General features: G+C 37.4%; 16 protein-coding genes and 2 other annotated features. Of the genes, 1 reads left to right on the top strand and 15 read right to left on the bottom strand.

Going from position 1 to position 16773, the window contains the following annotated elements:
- Positions 1-159: 159 nt before the first annotated feature.
- From adhP to ytxC, 6 genes are all read right to left on the bottom strand, one after another.
- Positions 160-1176: an alcohol dehydrogenase AdhP gene (gene adhP / locus V7024_RS02660; RefSeq protein ID WP_335515271.1), complete on the bottom strand. Its 1017-nt coding sequence runs from the start codon at positions 1174-1176 to the stop codon at positions 160-162.
- A gap of 241 nt (positions 1177-1417) precedes the next feature.
- Positions 1418-1777, bottom strand: a complete 360-nt coding sequence (gene rplT / locus V7024_RS02665; protein ID WP_335515274.1) for a 50S ribosomal protein L20 — start codon at positions 1775-1777, stop codon at positions 1418-1420.
- Positions 1778-1817: 40 nt separating this feature from the next.
- The gene (gene rpmI / locus V7024_RS02670; RefSeq protein ID WP_020060080.1) at positions 1818-2015 is read right to left on the bottom strand and encodes a 50S ribosomal protein L35; all 198 of its coding nucleotides are present in this window, start codon (positions 2013-2015) and stop codon (positions 1818-1820) included.
- Positions 2016-2036: 21 nt separating this feature from the next.
- A complete protein-coding gene (gene infC / locus V7024_RS02675) occupies positions 2037-2540 on the bottom strand; it encodes a translation initiation factor IF-3 (RefSeq protein WP_020060081.1) in 504 nt (167 codons plus the stop codon).
- A 62-nt stretch (positions 2541-2602) separates the two neighbouring features.
- Positions 2603-2721, bottom strand: a sequence feature (ribosomal protein L20 leader region).
- Positions 2722-2921: 200 nt separating this feature from the next.
- On the bottom strand, positions 2922-4853 hold the full coding sequence (gene thrS / locus V7024_RS02680; protein WP_335515277.1) for a threonine--tRNA ligase: 1932 nt from the start codon (positions 4851-4853) through the stop codon (positions 2922-2924).
- Positions 4854-4903: 50 nt separating this feature from the next.
- Positions 4904-5130: a binding site (T-box leader), on the bottom strand.
- A 32-nt stretch (positions 5131-5162) separates the two neighbouring features.
- The gene (gene ytxC / locus V7024_RS02685; RefSeq protein WP_335515279.1) at positions 5163-6044 is read right to left on the bottom strand and encodes a putative sporulation protein YtxC; all 882 of its coding nucleotides are present in this window, start codon (positions 6042-6044) and stop codon (positions 5163-5165) included.
- Positions 6045-6193: 149 nt separating this feature from the next.
- On the opposite strand from ytxC, the gene V7024_RS02690 reads away from it, so the two are divergent.
- Entirely contained in the window at positions 6194-6391 is a 198-nt protein-coding gene (locus V7024_RS02690) for a DUF4177 domain-containing protein (RefSeq protein ID WP_335515282.1), read from the top strand.
- Positions 6392-6490: 99 nt separating this feature from the next.
- Here the strand turns inward: V7024_RS02690 and dnaI are convergent, their stop codons facing one another.
- From dnaI to polA, 9 genes are all read right to left on the bottom strand, one after another.
- Positions 6491-7429, bottom strand: a complete 939-nt coding sequence (gene dnaI, locus V7024_RS02695; RefSeq protein ID WP_335515285.1) for a primosomal protein DnaI — start codon at positions 7427-7429, stop codon at positions 6491-6493.
- 29 nt (positions 7430-7458) lie between these two features.
- Positions 7459-8847, bottom strand: coding sequence for a replication initiation and membrane attachment family protein (locus tag V7024_RS02700; RefSeq protein ID WP_335515288.1), 1389 nt, complete (start codon positions 8845-8847; stop codon positions 7459-7461).
- Between the two features lie 80 nt (positions 8848-8927).
- Positions 8928-9389 carry a transcriptional regulator NrdR gene (gene nrdR, locus V7024_RS02705; RefSeq protein WP_020062436.1) on the bottom strand — a complete coding sequence of 154 codons (462 nt, stop codon included), beginning with the start codon at positions 9387-9389 and terminating at the stop codon, positions 8928-8930.
- 198 nt (positions 9390-9587) lie between these two features.
- Complete coding sequence (gene speD, locus V7024_RS02710) at positions 9588-9971, bottom strand: adenosylmethionine decarboxylase (protein WP_170857660.1); 384 nt, start codon at positions 9969-9971, stop codon at positions 9588-9590.
- Between the two features lie 371 nt (positions 9972-10342).
- Positions 10343-11371 carry a glyceraldehyde-3-phosphate dehydrogenase gene (locus tag V7024_RS02715; RefSeq protein ID WP_335515292.1) on the bottom strand — a complete coding sequence of 343 codons (1029 nt, stop codon included), beginning with the start codon at positions 11369-11371 and terminating at the stop codon, positions 10343-10345.
- 109 nt (positions 11372-11480) lie between these two features.
- The gene (coaE, locus tag V7024_RS02720; RefSeq protein ID WP_335515294.1) at positions 11481-12083 is read right to left on the bottom strand and encodes a dephospho-CoA kinase; all 603 of its coding nucleotides are present in this window, start codon (positions 12081-12083) and stop codon (positions 11481-11483) included.
- 48 nt (positions 12084-12131) lie between these two features.
- A complete protein-coding gene (ytaF, locus tag V7024_RS02725; protein WP_335515297.1) occupies positions 12132-12764 on the bottom strand; it encodes a sporulation membrane protein YtaF in 633 nt (210 codons plus the stop codon).
- Positions 12765-12971: 207 nt separating this feature from the next.
- Entirely contained in the window at positions 12972-13802 is an 831-nt protein-coding gene (mutM, locus tag V7024_RS02730; protein WP_335515300.1) for a DNA-formamidopyrimidine glycosylase, read from the bottom strand.
- Between the two features lie 12 nt (positions 13803-13814).
- Positions 13815-16448, bottom strand: coding sequence for a DNA polymerase I (polA, locus tag V7024_RS02735; protein ID WP_335515303.1), 2634 nt, complete (start codon positions 16446-16448; stop codon positions 13815-13817).
- Positions 16449-16773: the final 325 nt, after the last annotated feature.

Raw genomic sequence — 16773 nt, forward strand, 5'->3', positions numbered from 1 at the left:
TATTCTTACATTATAACAGCGCTAGTTTCGTGTGGAAAGACAAGATTGTCTATGTTAAGTTCCTGTGTTACAGCATATTTCATGCAAATAAACATAAAAAGCCAGAGAACCTCTCCGACTTTTTATGTTTATTCTTCTATATTATTGTATCTTTTATTCTCACTTTGTCATATCTAATACAACACGTCCATTAATCTTTCCTTCTTCCATTTCAGCAAATACATCGTTAATTTCATGAAGGTGACGCGTTTCAATGATTACTTTTACTTTTCCTTCCGCTGCAAATTGCAGTGCTTCTTGTAAATCTTTACGAGTCCCAACAATGGAACCAACAATCTTTACAGCATTTAACACTGTATCAAAAATTGGTACTTCCATCACTTCCGGCGGTAAACCAACTGCAACACATGCTCCGCCTCGGCGCACCGCACGGTAAGCTTGGTCAAATGCAGGCTTCGACACAGCTGTACAAATGGAAGCATGTACACCATTTACTTGTTCATGAATCCATAGCGCTGCATCCTCTTTTAACGGATTTATCACTAAATCTGCCCCTAATTCTTTTGCGAGTTCAAGCTTTTCATCAACTGTATCCACAGCTACAACGTGTAATCCCATTTCTTTTGCATATTGTACTGCTAAGTGTCCAAGTCCGCCAATTCCAAAAATAGCAACCCACTGTCCAGGTTTTGCTTCCGATACTTTTAGCGCTTTATATGTTGTAACACCTGCACAAAAGAGCGGTGCAGCGTCAATAAAACTTAAACTCTCAGGCACTTGCATGACATAATCCGCTGCCGCAACGCAATATTCCGCATAACCGCCATCAACAGAATAACCAGCGTTATGTTGATCTAAGCAAAGTGTTTCTCTTCCTGTTAAACAGTATTCACAATGGCCACATGCTGAATATAGCCATGGAATACCAACACGATCACCAACTTTTAAATGTGTAACACCTTCGCCAACTTCTTCAATCACCCCAACACCTTCATGTCCTGGAATTAATGGCAGCTTCGGCTTTACTGGCCAATCACCGTGCGCTGCATGCAAGTCAGTATGACAAACGCCGCATGCGTGAATATGTACAAGTACTTGATTTGGACCTGCTTTCGGTTTCGGTACATCCTTAACCTCTAATTGTTCTTTAAATTGGTTTACAACAGCCGCTTTCAAATGAATTCCTCCTTCAACCCGCTTTTTGGAAAAGTTTTCATTTCCATATTAAAGCATTTTTATTTACCAAAGAGGAACTTTTTTGGTTATTTTTTGAATTTTTTATGAATATTAGGATTTATTCTTTCATAATAAACATTGAACTACCCCCACCTACCGTTTCACGCTTGAGGTGAGGGTCTTCTCGCCAGATATGATAAAAAAAATCCTTAGGAACAATGTCCTAAGGATTTTTGATCAATTACTTGTTTATAGCAGTTTTAGCAGCTGTTGCTAATTCAGCGAAAGCTTTTTCGTCATGAACAGCTAGGTCAGCAAGCATTTTGCGGTTTACTTCGATACCAGCAAGCTTAAGACCATTCATTAAACGGCTGTAAGAAAGACCGTTCATACGAGCAGCTGCGTTAATACGAGTGATCCATAATTTACGGAAGTCACGTTTCTTTTGACGACGGTCACGGAACGCATACATTAAAGATTTCATTACTTGTTGGTTAGCAACTTTGTATAATGTATGTTTAGAACCGTAGTAACCTTTTGCTAATTTAATAATTTTTTTACGACGTTGACGAGTAACCGTACCACCTTTTACTCTTGGCATATTATTTCCCTCCTAGATATCTATCTGAACAAAATATGAATTACATGTTGTCAAGCATTTGACGAATACGTTTGAAGTCACCAGCGCTTACTACACCAGCTTTACGTAATTTACGTTTAGCTTTTGTAGATTTGTTAGCGAATAAGTGGCTTGTGTAAGCGTGAGAACGCTTTAGTTTACCAGATCCTGTTTTTTTGAAACGCTTTGCAGCGCCGCGGTGAGTTTTCTGTTTAGGCATAGTGATTTCCTCCTCTATTTATTACTTATCATTTTTCGGTGCTAAAACTAAGAACATACTGCGTCCTTCCATTTTTGGCTTAGATTCAATTGTACTAACTTCAGCACAAGCTTCAGAGAAGCGATCTAAAACACGTTGACCGATTTCTTTATGAGTAATAGCACGACCTTTAAAGCGAATAGACGCTTTAACTTTGTCGCCTTTCTCCAAGAATTTAATAGCATTGCGAAGTTTTGTGTTAAAGTCATGTTCATCAATTGTTGGACTTAAACGAACTTCTTTCATACTAATGATTTTTTGATTTTTACGCTGCTCTTTTTCTTTCTTTTGTTGCTCAAAGCGGAATTTTCCGTAGTCCATAATACGGCATACTGGTGGTTTCGCATTTGGAGCAACTAATACTAGATCAAGATTTACGTTCGCAGCCATATCTAATGCTTCTTGACGAGACTTAATTCCAAGTTGATCACCATTTGCACCAACTAAACGTACTTCACGTGCACGAATTTGCTCGTTAATCATCATGTCCTTGCTAATAGTAAGCCACCTCCAAGGTTTTATGGGAATACGTTTTGGGAAGGAAGAACCCAAACAAAAAAGTGCGGGCATACAACACCCACACTTATAATATCTCTAGTAAGAAATACTTACCTGTCAACTGCTTTCGCGTCAATCAGGTGAGAAGCGGGTGCTTCTACTTGTTCCACAAATCCGTATTCTATTATCCTTGATGATTTTACCATAGGACATAATGCATGTCAAGAAGCTCTACTTCTTAAGTAACAACAAAAAATATTGTAACAAACAAAATGAATACATGCAACATTTTTTTATACAAAGCAGTCTTTGGTTCTTATTACCAACTATAAGCGTACAAAAAAGCCGCGGACAAACCGCGACTTTTTCTTATCGTTTTCCTTCAACTTTAATTAAGTCAATGAAAGCATCTAATGAGATTGTTTCTGATTTTTGTTCACCATATTTACGTACGTTTACACCAGTTTCAGCAACTTCATTGTCACCTACTACAAGCATATACGGAATTTTTTGCATTTGTGCCTCGCGGATTTTGTAACCAATTTTCTCATCACGAGTATCCACTTCAACACGAATACCAGCACGTTGCAATTCTTCTTGTACTTTCTTCGCGTAGTCTAAATGTACTTGCGGAGAAACTGGAATTACTTGTACTTGAACCGGCGCTAACCATGTTGGGAATGCACCTTTGTACTCTTCAATTAAGAAGGCAACAAAGCGTTCCATAGTTGATACAACACCGCGGTGAATAACAACTGGGCGATGATGTTTACCATCTTCACCGATGTAAGTTAACTCAAAGCGTTCTGGAAGTAAGAAGTCTAATTGTACAGTTGAAAGTGTTTCGTCTTTTCCAAGCGCAGTACGAACTTGCACGTCAAGTTTTGGACCGTAGAATGCCGCTTCACCTTCTGCTTCATAATACTCAAGACCCATTTCATCCATAGCCTCTTTTAACATGCCTTGTGCTCTTTCCCACATTTCATCGTCATCATAATACTTTTTAGTATCTTCTGGATCACGGTAAGATAAACGGAATGAATAATTTTCTAATCCGAAGTCTTTGTATACTTCTAAAGTTAAGTTTACAACGCGTTTTAACTCTTCTTTAATTTGATCTGGACGAACGAAAATGTGCGCATCATTTAAAGTCATACCGCGTACACGTTGTAATCCAGATAGCGCACCAGACATTTCATAACGGTGCATTGTTCCAAGCTCCGCAATACGGATTGGTAGCTCACGGTAGCTGTGGATATCGTTTTTATACACCATCATATGGTGAGGGCAGTTCATCGGACGAAGTACTAATTCTTCATTATCCATTTCCATTGATGGGAACATGCCATCTCGGTAGTGATTCCAGTGACCAGAAGTTTCATAAAGGTCTCGGCTTCCTAATACTGGAGTATATACGTGGTCATATCCTAAGCTTACTTCTTTATCAACAATGTAACGCTCGATAATACGGCGGATTGTTGCACCTTTTGGTAACCAAAGCGGTAAGCCTTGTCCTACTTTTTGGCTATTTGTAAATAGTTTTAACTCTTTACCTAATTTACGATGATCACGCTCTTTCGCTTCTTCAAGCATACGTAAGTGCTCATCTAATTCTGCTTTTTTCACGAATGCAGTACCATAAATACGTTGTAACATTTTGTTATCGCTATCGCCGCGCCAGTAAGCACCTGCAACGCTTAACAATTTAAATACTTTAATTTTCCCTGTAGACGGAAGGTGAACACCGCGGCAAAGGTCGAAGAATTCGCCCTGTTCATAAATTGAAATAACCGCATCTTCTGGAAGATCGTTAATTAATTCTAATTTTAGTTCATCGCCAATTTCTTCATAACGACGAAGTGCTTCCGCACGCGGTACTTCATGACGAACGATTTCTAAGTTCTCGTTCACAATCTTTTGCATTTCTTTTTCGATTTTCGGGAAATCTTCAACTGTAATCGCTTCTTCCATATCGATATCATAGTAGAAGCCGTTTTCAATTACAGGCCCAATTCCAAGCTTCACATCTTTATATAAACGCTTTAATGCTTGCGCTAATAAGTGAGCTGTTGAGTGGCGTAAAATGTATAGCCCATCTTCAGAATCTAATGTAATGATAGAAATTGCACCATCTTGCTCAATCGGTGTAAGTAAGTCTACCATTTCCTCATTTAATTTCCCTGCAATCGCTTTTTTCTTTAAGCCAGGGCTAATAGAAGCAGCAATATCTTCAGTTGTTGTTCCTTTTGGAAATTCCTTCACAGCTCCGTCTGGAAATGTAATTTTTACTACATCTGCCATCTTAAGTCACTCCTTTTTCATAGTCAAAATAAAAAACACCCATCCCTATAAAAAGGGACGAGTGTTGAATTCGCGGTTCCACCCTTGTTCCAGCTAACACATTGTTAACTGCTCAAGTTCATGATAACGGCACTTGCCGTCAGCAATTACTAGACATTCGTTCACTGCTGAAGTTCAGAGGTGGTAAGTAATAATCTCGTATTAAGAAGCTCACAGCCTAAGGCTTCTCTCTCTGAGAATCGTAGATAACTACTCATGTCCTCATCGTAACATTTCGATGTATTTTCGTGTATGTACGTAATTATATGCTCAAAAATTTAGAAAATCAAGGGCGTTCCCTTTATTTTTAAATTTTTTCACATTCTTTTCAAATTCATGAAGCGCATATAACTGCACTCTCTCTTGAAATACATTTTGAATCGTTACAATCATATTATGATCTTGTTCTTTCGCATACAGATGAATTTTGTTAGGCGCGATCGACAGAAGCGGTGCCATAACATTTGGATCAATGTATACATCTTTTTGAGAGAGTACTTCTTCTTCTATATACTGAACAAGTTTTTCTTGTTTTAAACGTCGCCCCTTTTCATCATAAAAAATACAACTATCATTAAACACGAGATGCAAGCAAGATAAACGTGATTTTCGAATGCTTACTTGTTGGCGAAGTGTTTCTACGAACATTTGATACTCTTGTTCTAACTTATATTCATCGATCGCCATCTCCGCCGTTCGATATAAAAATTCATTGTACTTTCTCAAGCGAAAACGAATATATGCTCCAAACGAAAAAGACATTGTATCATGCATCCAGCCTCGCAAAGAAGAAAGCACCAATTCTTTCCCTCTTTCCTTCGAAGGTGCATCTATTAATCCTTTTCGTTTCCCTTTTAAAATAGAATGAGCCATATGTAAAATTTGGTTTCGTTCTTCCCGCTCTTCATAATAAAATTTATCTTTTAAAATCGCGCTTATCCATTCATCTTGTTTTGTGTTGGTAATATATTGCATAAATACAGGAATAACCACTTTATCAATATATCGCGACTCTTGTATTGGTATATGAACAATTACCATTTGTTCGTACAAGTAAATGCTTATTTCTTCATATATATGATCTGTCCTTTTTTTAAGCTCTTTATATATAACAATAGCATCATTTTTTTCTTCGAAGCAAATTTCAATCACTTTTGTCCCCCCTTTTATAATTCTTGCTATTTCCATATATATTAGGGGGATGTACAAAAAATGATACAAGCTAGCATGAATTTTTCATATTCATAAGCTATTTTTATTGTATAATTTTACTAAAAAGGTTTTAAAAGGAGCGATACAATATGCACGAATACAAATTTGTAAAAATCGAACTAAAATCCGGTCTAATGGCATCTAAACCAAAAGAAGATTATCACACAATTATTACAGAACATGCTAAAGAAGGTTGGCGCTTTGTACAAATTTTCGCTCCTAGTATAGCAGGAACTGGATCAGCTGCATATTTCGAACTTATTTTTGAACGAAAACAAACTGTATAAATCCATTTTACATAACAGCGACACGGCCAGATGCTCTCGTCTCCCTCTAAAAAAGTTAACTTATATACAACAAAAAAGAGCAAGCTCACTGCTTGCTCTTTACGTATGCCTACGGTTTTTTCCGCCAATAGGAATCGGCTTTGCTAAATATTTAATACGCTCCATAATGCGAGCTGCTTTCATTTCTTCTTCTTCTCCGCGCTGTGTATACGTTAAATGATGCTCCAATTGTTTAAAATCAAAGTTAGATGTGAAAAACGTCGGTAAGTTCTCCAGCATACGGAATTGTAAAATCGCTCCAAGTACATCATCGCGCACAAAGCTTGACATCGCTTCCGCGCCAATATCATCTAACATGAGTACCGGAACACGTTTTACCGCATCAATTTTTTCGCTAATTGTATTATTCTGCAATGAGCTTTTAATTTCACGTAAAAATTCTGGCAAGTAGACAATCATAGAACTAATTTTGCGTAGTGCTAGTTCATTGGCAATCGCCCCTAAAAGATATGTTTTCCCTACTCCAAATGACCCGTAGAAATATAACGCCTGCACTTTTTTTCCTAACTCATATTCACTTAAAAATTCATTTGCAGCACGAATCGCTTGAATACGCGGCTCTAAATCGGATGGATCTAAGTTTTCCATAGAAGCTTGCAAAATATCACTTGGCATATACACACTTTGAATCAGTTTCTCATGCTTTTTCCGTTCATCATAAGCCACTTTTCTTACGCAGCGATCGTATTGAATATCAATCATCTTCCCTTGAATAATAAGCTTCGGTTCGTACCCTTGAATCATGTTTTTACATGATTCTAAGTTCGGGCAATCTTTACATCCAACGCTTTGCCCAATGTACTCATATAGCTTCACAAGACTGCGCTCAACCATCGACATTGTTACTTCGCCTTGATGTTCTTCTATAAATGCTTTCACACGCGGATGCGCCATTACCTCTTCTTTTAATACTTCATATCTATTCTTAAAATTTTCATTTTTCATTAACTTCGCAAATGTATTTTGAATTGGTTCCATTTCTTCACCTCAAAAGGAGCTCGCCTCTGTTAGTTTCGCTTATATTTTTTCAGCTCTTCCTCTAACTTTTTACGCTCTTCTTCTAATTTTCCCTGCTCTTCACCGTGATGTGATGGCTCGCTATCTTCTGTTTGTTCCTTTAACCAGTCTGGTACAAGTTCTTTACGAACCGTTTTCTTCGTTGTCTTTCCTTTTTTCTTTGTTTCTGCCCATTCTTGATATTGACGATTTTCCTCTTTCGCAAGCCCCATCGCTTCCGTTACGGTTGTAATTTTTTTACGGGCCCAGTGTCCGGCAATTTTCTCTACATACGATTTCGCCAACTTCATATCAGAACGAAGCATTACATAATAAATAAGTACATTTACAACACCTGGCGTTAACTTCTGTTTCAACATAACATCTTCAATAATTTGCAAATCAGCCTTCGTCGGCTCAGCCCCGCCCGAAATTTCTTTTAATAACTCTCTTGGAGAAATTTCCTCTAGCTGTTTAATGAGCATCTCTTCTTGTGTTGTCGGTTCTTTCTCCTTCATCGTCCGCGCATGCAATGGCTGCGTCCGCTCACTAAACTTAGGAAGTGCCTGTCCATTCTCAAATTGGTACCAATCACGCGCACCTTTTCGCAATCGTTCCATATCAATTGTATTATGCTCCGTAACAGCACCAAGAACAATATTTTGCATGGATAACGGATCAATGCCGTATACATAAGCTAATATAATCACACATTCACGCATTTGATCCGTAATCGCTTTGCGCGGCACAAGCGCTGACAATCCTTCTACAAATAATGAAAAATCAAAGAAATCATTCCAAATTTGAGGTACATTCCCCTCTGCTCTGCTCGGCATCACAGTTGCGTTCGGTATAAGCAGTTCTTCCTTTGCATGCTCAACTTGTCCTGGATTAAAAGAACCAAACACATCATTAAAGGATCGTGTTGCATTTTCATATGAAGCAAAGTCAAATTCTTCTTCTAAGAAATACTGCTTCACTTGATTATATTTCGCCTTGCTTAAGCGGTTATATAAAAAAATACTTAATACAATATCATCAAAAAATTGTTTTGGCATAAGCGGTGGCTGTAACTCATAAATAAACATGCGAATATCTTTTTCCTTTTTCACATACACATTTAAAAGTCCTATCGCCTCTAGTTTTAGACGTTCTTCATAAATATCCGGGAGCTGCATTTGCATTGTTACCATAATAGAATGATGTGTATTTTCTTTTCCAAATAAACGGTCCTGCTCTAACTCTCCCCATAATGTCATATATAGGCTAAAAGCTTTACTGCCAACTAGCGGCTGATATAACATTGTCAGCACTTTACGATCATAGTTGCTGAGCAGCCCTCTTGCACTTACTTTATAACGGTCAATTGGCAACAGTTCCATCCATAACTGTCTTTCCATCCTTGCAAATCCTTTCTGTCATCCATTCTTATTATCATTATGAGTGAAAAAAGAGCTAATAGCTTACGCTTCTAGCTCTTTTATTTTCGTTCTTTTTGAAGAATATCTTTCAACTCTTCAATAAATACGTTCAAATCTTTAAATTGTCGGTAAACAGATGCAAAACGCACATATGCAACATCATCAATATCACGAAGCGCTTCCATGACCATTTCACCAATCATATCGCTTTTTACTTCTGACATTCCTAAGTTACGCAATTCCCGTTCTACATGTTGCGTGATTTCTTCTAATTGTTTTAACGTTACAGGCCGCTTTTCACACGCTTTAATTAAACCACGCAAAATTTTCTCTTTGTTAAATTCTTCTCGCGTCCCTTCTTTCTTTACAACAATAAGTGGCGGCTCTTCGACACGTTCAAATGTTGTAAAGCGATTGAAACAGCTTTCGCACTCTCTTCTTCTGCGAATTGATCGTCCTTCGTCAACCGGACGCGAATCCAATACTCTCGTACCATTGTGAAAACAGGATGGACAACGCAATCCATTCACTCCTTTACAATTTAATTTTATCTTAACAAAACTAAAACATTATAAACAAGAATTTTCTCTTCTATATTATAAACACTTAATCAAATATACTTATGTATCAACAAATTTCTTCTTATAAAATAGATATAGAAATACTAAAAAGAGGTGCATTATACACCTCTTTACATTTTAAATCAATTATCTTCTTTTTTAAAGAGCTTTTGTCTCTCTTTGCTTAATTTCGAAGCTACCTGTACCACGAGGAAGTTCAATGCTCTCTCTCGTTTTTGCTCCTAAACCTTCAGCGATGTACTCTGCAGCAACATTTGGATCAATGCGGTCACCACAAGTATATACATCAATACTTGCATAACCATGCTCCGGAAAGCTGTGAATTGTTAAGTGAGATTCAGAAATAATTACAACTCCACTTACACCTTGTGGTGCAAATTTATGAAAAGCAACCTCACGTACTTCAGCGCCTGCTCGAAGTGCTGCATCCACAAATAATTTTTCAATATAAGGCATATCATTAAGCTTGTCGAAATCGCAATCCCAAAGTTCCGCGATTACGTGACGACCCATAGTATCCATAGTATCCATTCTACAGTTCCCCCTTGTTAATTTAATTTAACTGTTCGAATTGAAAACTAATTTGCAATTTGGCTTGCTCCACTACCACGGGGGAAAGTTAGTCCAGAGAGGTCCTAACCCTTTAAGTAGTGACTACCACCTCAGCTCTTAAGTTTACGAATGTTAGTATACTTTGTTTATTTTCATTTTGCAACAACAGTTTTTTATTTTTTTTGATGACACTTTTCCTTTTATTTTTCTTTAAAAAGAGAAAAGATTCAAAATCGCAGTAATCATAGCTGTTCTAGGTGATTTACACAGAAAAAATATGTAATATTTTTCTATTATAAAAAGAAAAAAGGACAGGCTAACGCCTGCCCTTTTCTCATCTATTAAATATGTTGTACGTTTTCTTGTTTCACAAATTGATCTACAACAAGCTTTACAAGGTCTACAACACGACGAGAATAGCCCCATTCGTTATCGTACCAAGCAAGTACTTTTACTTTTCGATTGCCCATTACCATTGTAGATAAACCATCGATAATTGCAGAATGCGTATTTGTATTAAAATCGATAGAAACAAGCGGCTCATCGCTAAATGCGACAATTCCTTTTAATGCACCATTCGCAACATTCATAAATGCTTCATTAATCTCTTCTACTGTTACGTCGCGTTTTACATCTACAACTAAGTCAACAAGAGATACATTTGGCGTCGGAACGCGAAGTGCCATACCATGAAGTTTTCCATTTAAATGCGGAAGAACTTTTGCTAACGCTTTCGCAGCACCTGTCGTTGTTGGAATGATAGACTGCCCGCAAGCGCGTGCTCTACGTAAGTCTTTATGTGGATTATCAATATTTTTTTGGTCATTTGTATATGCATGAACTGTTGTCATTAAACCGTTTTCAATTCCAAACTGCTCATCTAACACCTTTACAACAGGTGCTAAACAGTTTGTTGTACAAGATGCATTTGAAATAACGGTATGTTTTGTAATATCAAGTTGTTCGTCGTTTACACCAACAACAATTGTTACATCTTCATTTTTTCCTGGTGCAGTTAAAATAACGTTTTTCGCACCAGCTTCTACGTGAAGACTTGCTTTTTCTTTAGAATTAAATTTACCTGTCGCTTCTATTACAATATCTACTTCCATTTCTTTCCAAGGCAATTCTTTTGGATCGCGGTTGTTTAAAAGGCGAATCATTTTACCATCTACTAATAAATGATCTTCAAACGCTTCTACTGTACCATCAAATTTACCGTGAACTGTATCATATTTAATTAAATGTGCTAACGTTTCAGATGGGTAGCTCGCATTAATCGCTACAATTTCGAATGCGCTTTCTTTTACTGCCTGACGAAACACCATTCTCCCAATACGTCCAAAACCATTAATTGCCACACGAATCATAATATGTTATCCCCCTTGATTGCGTTATACTATTTATCTCTAATCCCAATAATAGTATAACACAAAAAGAGGATATGTCACTAAACAATTTCATCATTTTCAAGTTTTTTTATTTAATAATGTTCCATTCCATTAAAATGCTACTTAATTGTGCTTTCGTCTCTTCTATTGTGCCATTATTATTAATCACTTTATCTGCTAATGCTATTTTCTCTTGCAATGGCATTTGCGAAGCAATTCGTGCTTTTGCCTCTTCTTCTGTAAAATTATTGCGTTCCTTTAACCTGGTCATTTGCGTTTCATTGTCCACATAAACGAGTAAAATTCGATCGACAAGACTTGTTAATTTACTCTCAAATAAGAGTGGAATATCGAGCACAACCGCTTGCGCATTTTCTCTTATGTATCTATCCTTTTGTGCATTCATTTCCTTTCGTACAGCTGGATGCACAATACCATTTAACAGCAACCGTTTTTCTTCATTGTGGAATACAATGCTGCCAAGATTTGGGCGATTTAACTCTCCATTTTCCTCAAGCACTTCTTTTCCAAATGCTTTTACAATTTCGTTATACGCTTCCTTACCAGGCTCTACAACTTCCCTTGCAATAATATCTGCATCAATGACTGGAATGTGAAAACCTTGAAACATTTTTGATACCGTACTTTTCCCACTAGCAATGCCGCCTGTTAATCCAATTACAACTGTCATCATAATCCCCCTTATAATAAAAGACGTGAAACAATCGTTTCACGTCTTTTACATTTTCCAAATTCCAATAATAATAAGTAATACACCTGGTAAAAACGTGAATTTTTGTAGCCATCGCATATTTGATAATACGGTCCCTACTTTCATTCCGCTGAACAAAAATAGCGAGCTCATTACCGCAACTAATCCTGCCATCATGAACGGGGAATATCCAAGTAAAGAGGCACCAATCCCAGCTCCAAATGAATCTAATGAAAGTGCCATACCAAGGAGAAGTGCTTCTATTCCCGAAATGATCCCAGACTTATCAAAATCAGCAACAGTTGGTTTTCGTAAAATTTGAATGACAAGACCGAGAGACGCAATTTCTAAGTTCCATACTTTTTCTTCTTGCATTGCATCCTCTTTTTTATCACTTTGAAAAAATTGATACAACACCCACGCACCGATTACTACAAGAACGAATCCTCCAATTCTTTTCGCCAGCACCGGTGAAAAAATTTGAGCAATCATATGTCCGATTCCCATTGAGAATATCATCACAACAGCTGAACAAATCCCAATTACAATAATTGATTTCAATGGAATACGAACATTCCGGAGCCCGTACGTCAGTCCTACACTACAGCTATCTAAACTTAACGTAAAAGCTAATAAAATAAGAGAGAAATAATGATACATCGATAAGCTCCTTCCCTATATATAGCTTTGCTTATATATATGACAAAAGCCTATCCGATGTTATTATGAAAAATAAAATGAAACTTCCATCAGTGTTTTTTTCATCCCCCACTGATGGAAAGCCCTCACCAATCGGGCTTTTACGGGCAGTTAGCAGAATAAAATGATATTGCTGTCAGTAAATCTTTTTACCAATGTTTCGTTTGTTTAACTTTTCGGCTGACAAGCCGGACAATAATGTGTACCACGCCCGCCAACAACTGTTTTTTCAAGCAAAGTGCCGCATGTTATACATGGCTCACCTTTTCTTCCGTATACATAAAGACGCTCTTGAAATGAACCAATCTTTCCTTGTGAATTTACATACGTACGAATCGTACTTCCACCGCGTTCTACCGCTTCCGATAACGTTGCAACGATTTCTTTATACAACGTTTCAAATTCTTCATTTGTTAAAGAAGACGCTTCTCGCTCTGGGTGAATACGTGAACGAAATAACACTTCATCTACATATATATTACCAAGGCCCACTAAAATACGTTGATCCAGTAAGGCAACCTTTACTTTCCGAGCAGTTTTTTGCAATTTTCCTTGTAAATACGCAGATGTTAACTCAGTTGAAAAAGGCTCCGGCCCTAAATCCGCAAGCGGCATAACTGTAAACTCTGTACCTTTTTTAAACAGATGCATCGTGCCGAATTTCCGTACATCTTTGTAACGAAGTTCTGTACCGTCTGTAAAACGAAAACGGACGTGTGTATGCTTATCAACTGGATCATCACTTTCGCTTTGCATATACTTCCCTTCCATTCGCAAATGGGACACAATGACGTAACGGGTTACATATATAAGAAGAAACTTGCCGCGGCGTCTGACCTCTTCAATCGTTTCGCCGCGCAGCATCTCTTTAAAAAGTTCGGCGTCATCTGGTTCTTTCACCAAATTGGGATATGTTACAATCACTTCTTCGATTGTCTTTCCTTTGACGAGCCCTTCTAGCGTTCGCCTTACATTTTCTACTTCTGGTAATTCTGGCATACTATCACTTCCTTACTTTGCGTCATACCACGTTGGACCGTATGAATAATCAACCTTTAATGGAACGGAAAGCTCAATCGCATGCTCCATCACTTCAGGTACAAGCTTCTCTAACTTCTCTACCTCTTCTTGCGGCACTTCAAAAATAAGTTCATCGTGCACTTGTAAAAGCAAACGTGCTTGCAATCCTTCTTCTTCTAATCGATCCGCCATAATAATCATTGCTTTTTTGATAATATCAGCAGCACTTCCTTGAATAGGCGTGTTCATTGCAGTCCGCTCTGCAAAGCCGCGCACATTAAAATTACGACTCGTAATTTCTGGAATGTAACGACGGCGATTTAGCAATGTAGATACATAGCCTTTTTGTTTCGCCTCTTGCACAATATCACTCATATATTCTTTGACTCCTGGAAAACTATCTAAATACTTTTGAATGAAATCTGCTGCTGCTTTTCGCGTAATACCTAGGTTTTGTGATAAACCGTAGTCACTAATTCCATATACAATCCCGAAGTTTACCGCTTTCGCTTGACGTCTCATATTAGAGGTTACATCATCCTTTTCAACACCAAACACATCCATAGCTGTTTTTGTGTGAATATCCATATCATGTTGGAACGCTTCAATTAAACCATGATCTTTAGAAATATGGGCTAATACACGTAATTCGATTTGAGAATAGTCTGCCGCAAACATGATCCAATCTTTTTCTGACGGAATAAACGCTTGACGTATTTTTCTACCTTCCTCTAAACGAATCGGAATGTTTTGTAAGTTAGGTTCCGTTGAGCTTAAACGCCCTGTTTGTGTTAACACTTGGTTAAAGCGCGTATGAATTTTAGACGAATCTGTATACACGACTTTTAATAATCCTTCGATGTACGTAGAATTTAATTTCCCTAACTGACGATAATGCAAGATTTTCGCAATAATTTCATGATGCTCCATTAATTTTTCTAAAACATCAGCCGATGTAGAATAACCTGTTTTTGTCTTCTTAATAACCGGTAAGTTTAAAGTTTCAAATAAGATGACACCAAGCTGCTTCGGCGAGTTAATATTGAATTCTGTTCCTGCAAGCTCATAAATTTCTTTTTCCATTTTCTTTAGCTGCGTAGCCAATTCATCACCCATAGCGCGGAGACGATTCGTATCAACTACAACGCCCTTACATTCCATATCTGCTAATACGCGGCAAAGCGGCATTTCCAGCTCAGTAAATAATTCGTACTGCTCATTATTTTTTAACTCTTCAACAAACGATTGCTGTACATCATATAACACATGTACTTTTCGTGCTACGTGTTCCGCGACAACTTCCTGCTCTGGTACAGCACGTTTTGCACCTTTTCCGTACACTTCCTCATCTGATTGCACAGCATGCATATCTTTCATTTTCGCAACAGCACGGAAATCTTTATCTGTCTCTGCTGGGTCAAGTAAATATGCTGCAATTAATAAATCAAAATCAATTCCCTTTATTTCATAGCCTTTCCACTTTAACGAAACAATTGCACGCTTTGCGTCAAATGTATTCTTCTTCATTTCTGGATTCGCTAACCAGTCCGTAAAAGCTTGTGATGAAAGAGCAATATCAGCCGGAACAAAGTAACATCCATTTTCGTTTTGAATACCAAACCCTTGAATATCCGCTTCGTGATAATTATCTTCTTGCACTTCTACAATGATTGCGCTATCCTGCTGCAACATTTCCTCGGTTACTTCTTCTACAATTTCAAATGAAATATCATCTAGCTCAGCTGCAGGTGTTTCTACAACTGGTGCACCTAATTTCGTTAAGAGAGAATGGAATCCTAAATTCTCGAACATTGGGATTACATCATGATTCTCATATCCGTTATAAGCAAGATCTTCTAAATGAATTGTAACTGGTGCATCGGTAATAATTGTTGCTAACTCTTTACTCATCAATGCTTGTTCTTTATTCTCTTCAAGCTTCTCTTTTAATTTCTTACCGCTCACTTTATCTAAGTTTTCATATACAGCCTCTACTGTTTCAAATTGTGTTAACAATTTAATAGCTGTCTTCTCGCCAACACCTGGGACACCTGGGATATTATCTGATTGATCTCCCATTAGTCCTTTCATATCAATAATTTGCTTTGGAGATAAACTATATTTTTCAAATAACGTTTCTTTCGTATACTCGTCCACTTCTGTAATTCCTTTACGCGGAATACAAACGCGGGTATTGTCTGAAACGAGCTGAAGCAAATCTTTATCTCCTGAAATAACTTTTACTTGAAGACCTTGCTCACTCGCTTCTTTCGCCAATGTTCCCATAATGTCATCTGCTTCGTAATTCTCTAATTCGTAGCGAGGCACATGAAATGCATCTAACAATTCACGAATGAATGGAAACTGCTCTGATAATTCTGGTGGCGTTTTTTGGCGGCCACCTTTATACTCACTAAATGTTTTATGACGAAACGTTGTTTTCCCTGCATCAAACGCAACGAGCATATGCGTTGGTTTTTCTTCTTCTAAAATTCTCATTAGCATCATCGTGAAACCATAAATGGCATTTGTATGTATACCTTTATCGTTATTTAAAAGCGGCAACGCAAAGAACGCGCGATACGCAATGTTATTTCCATCAACTAAAACAACTTTCTTTTCCAAATGGAACAACCTCCCCGTAAAAAATTAAAACGATTTTTCAATACAATAGAAAAAACCGTTCCTTTTCTTCTCTCTATATTACCACGACTCAAAGAGAGAAGAAAAACAACGGCTTTCTTTATAACTATATTCAACATAATAAGTGGAAACTATTTTGTCATGCAAAAGGGAAGTGACGAGAATAAGCTTCCTTATCCTCGTCCCAAACTACTCCTTGGATGAAGGGGTTTTCATGTATTATAGTAACAGACCTTTATTAATATAAAATGAAGTTATTGTTAATATAATGTAAACATCTATTTATCCCGCTATTCGTGAGCAGTAA

Source organism: Bacillus sp. JJ864 (genome assembly GCF_036963045.1).
Taxonomy (GTDB): Bacteria; Bacillota; Bacilli; order Bacillales; family Bacillaceae_G; genus Bacillus_A; species Bacillus_A pseudomycoides_C.

Bases quoted from the DNA above. Each gene is read 5' to 3' on its own strand.
- rplT (WP_335515274.1), bottom strand. From the start codon at position 1,777: ATGCCAAGAGTAAAAGGTGGTACGGTTACTCGTCAACGTCGTAAAAAA.
- rpmI (WP_020060080.1), bottom strand. From the start codon at position 2,015: ATGCCTAAACAGAAAACTCACCGCGGCGCTGCAAAGCGTTTCAAAAAA.
- infC (WP_020060081.1), bottom strand. From the start codon at position 2,540: ATGATGATTAACGAGCAAATTCGTGCACGTGAAGTACGTTTAGTTGGT.
- thrS (WP_335515277.1), bottom strand. From the start codon at position 4,853: ATGGCAGATGTAGTAAAAATTACATTTCCAGACGGAGCTGTGAAGGAA.
- V7024_RS02690 (WP_335515282.1), top strand. From the start codon at position 6,194: ATGCACGAATACAAATTTGTAAAAATCGAACTAAAATCCGGTCTAATG.
- dnaI (WP_335515285.1), bottom strand. From the start codon at position 7,429: ATGGAACCAATTCAAAATACATTTGCGAAGTTAATGAAAAATGAAAAT.
- V7024_RS02700 (WP_335515288.1), bottom strand. From the start codon at position 8,847: ATGGAAAGACAGTTATGGATGGAACTGTTGCCAATTGACCGTTATAAA.
- speD (WP_170857660.1), bottom strand. From the start codon at position 9,971: ATGGATACTATGGGTCGTCACGTAATCGCGGAACTTTGGGATTGCGAT.
- V7024_RS02715 (WP_335515292.1), bottom strand. From the start codon at position 11,371: ATGATTCGTGTGGCAATTAATGGTTTTGGACGTATTGGGAGAATGGTG.
- coaE (WP_335515294.1), bottom strand. From the start codon at position 12,083: ATGACAGTTGTAATTGGATTAACAGGCGGCATTGCTAGTGGGAAAAGT.
- ytaF (WP_335515297.1), bottom strand. From the start codon at position 12,764: ATGTATCATTATTTCTCTCTTATTTTATTAGCTTTTACGTTAAGTTTA.
- mutM (WP_335515300.1), bottom strand. From the start codon at position 13,802: ATGCCAGAATTACCAGAAGTAGAAAATGTAAGGCGAACGCTAGAAGGG.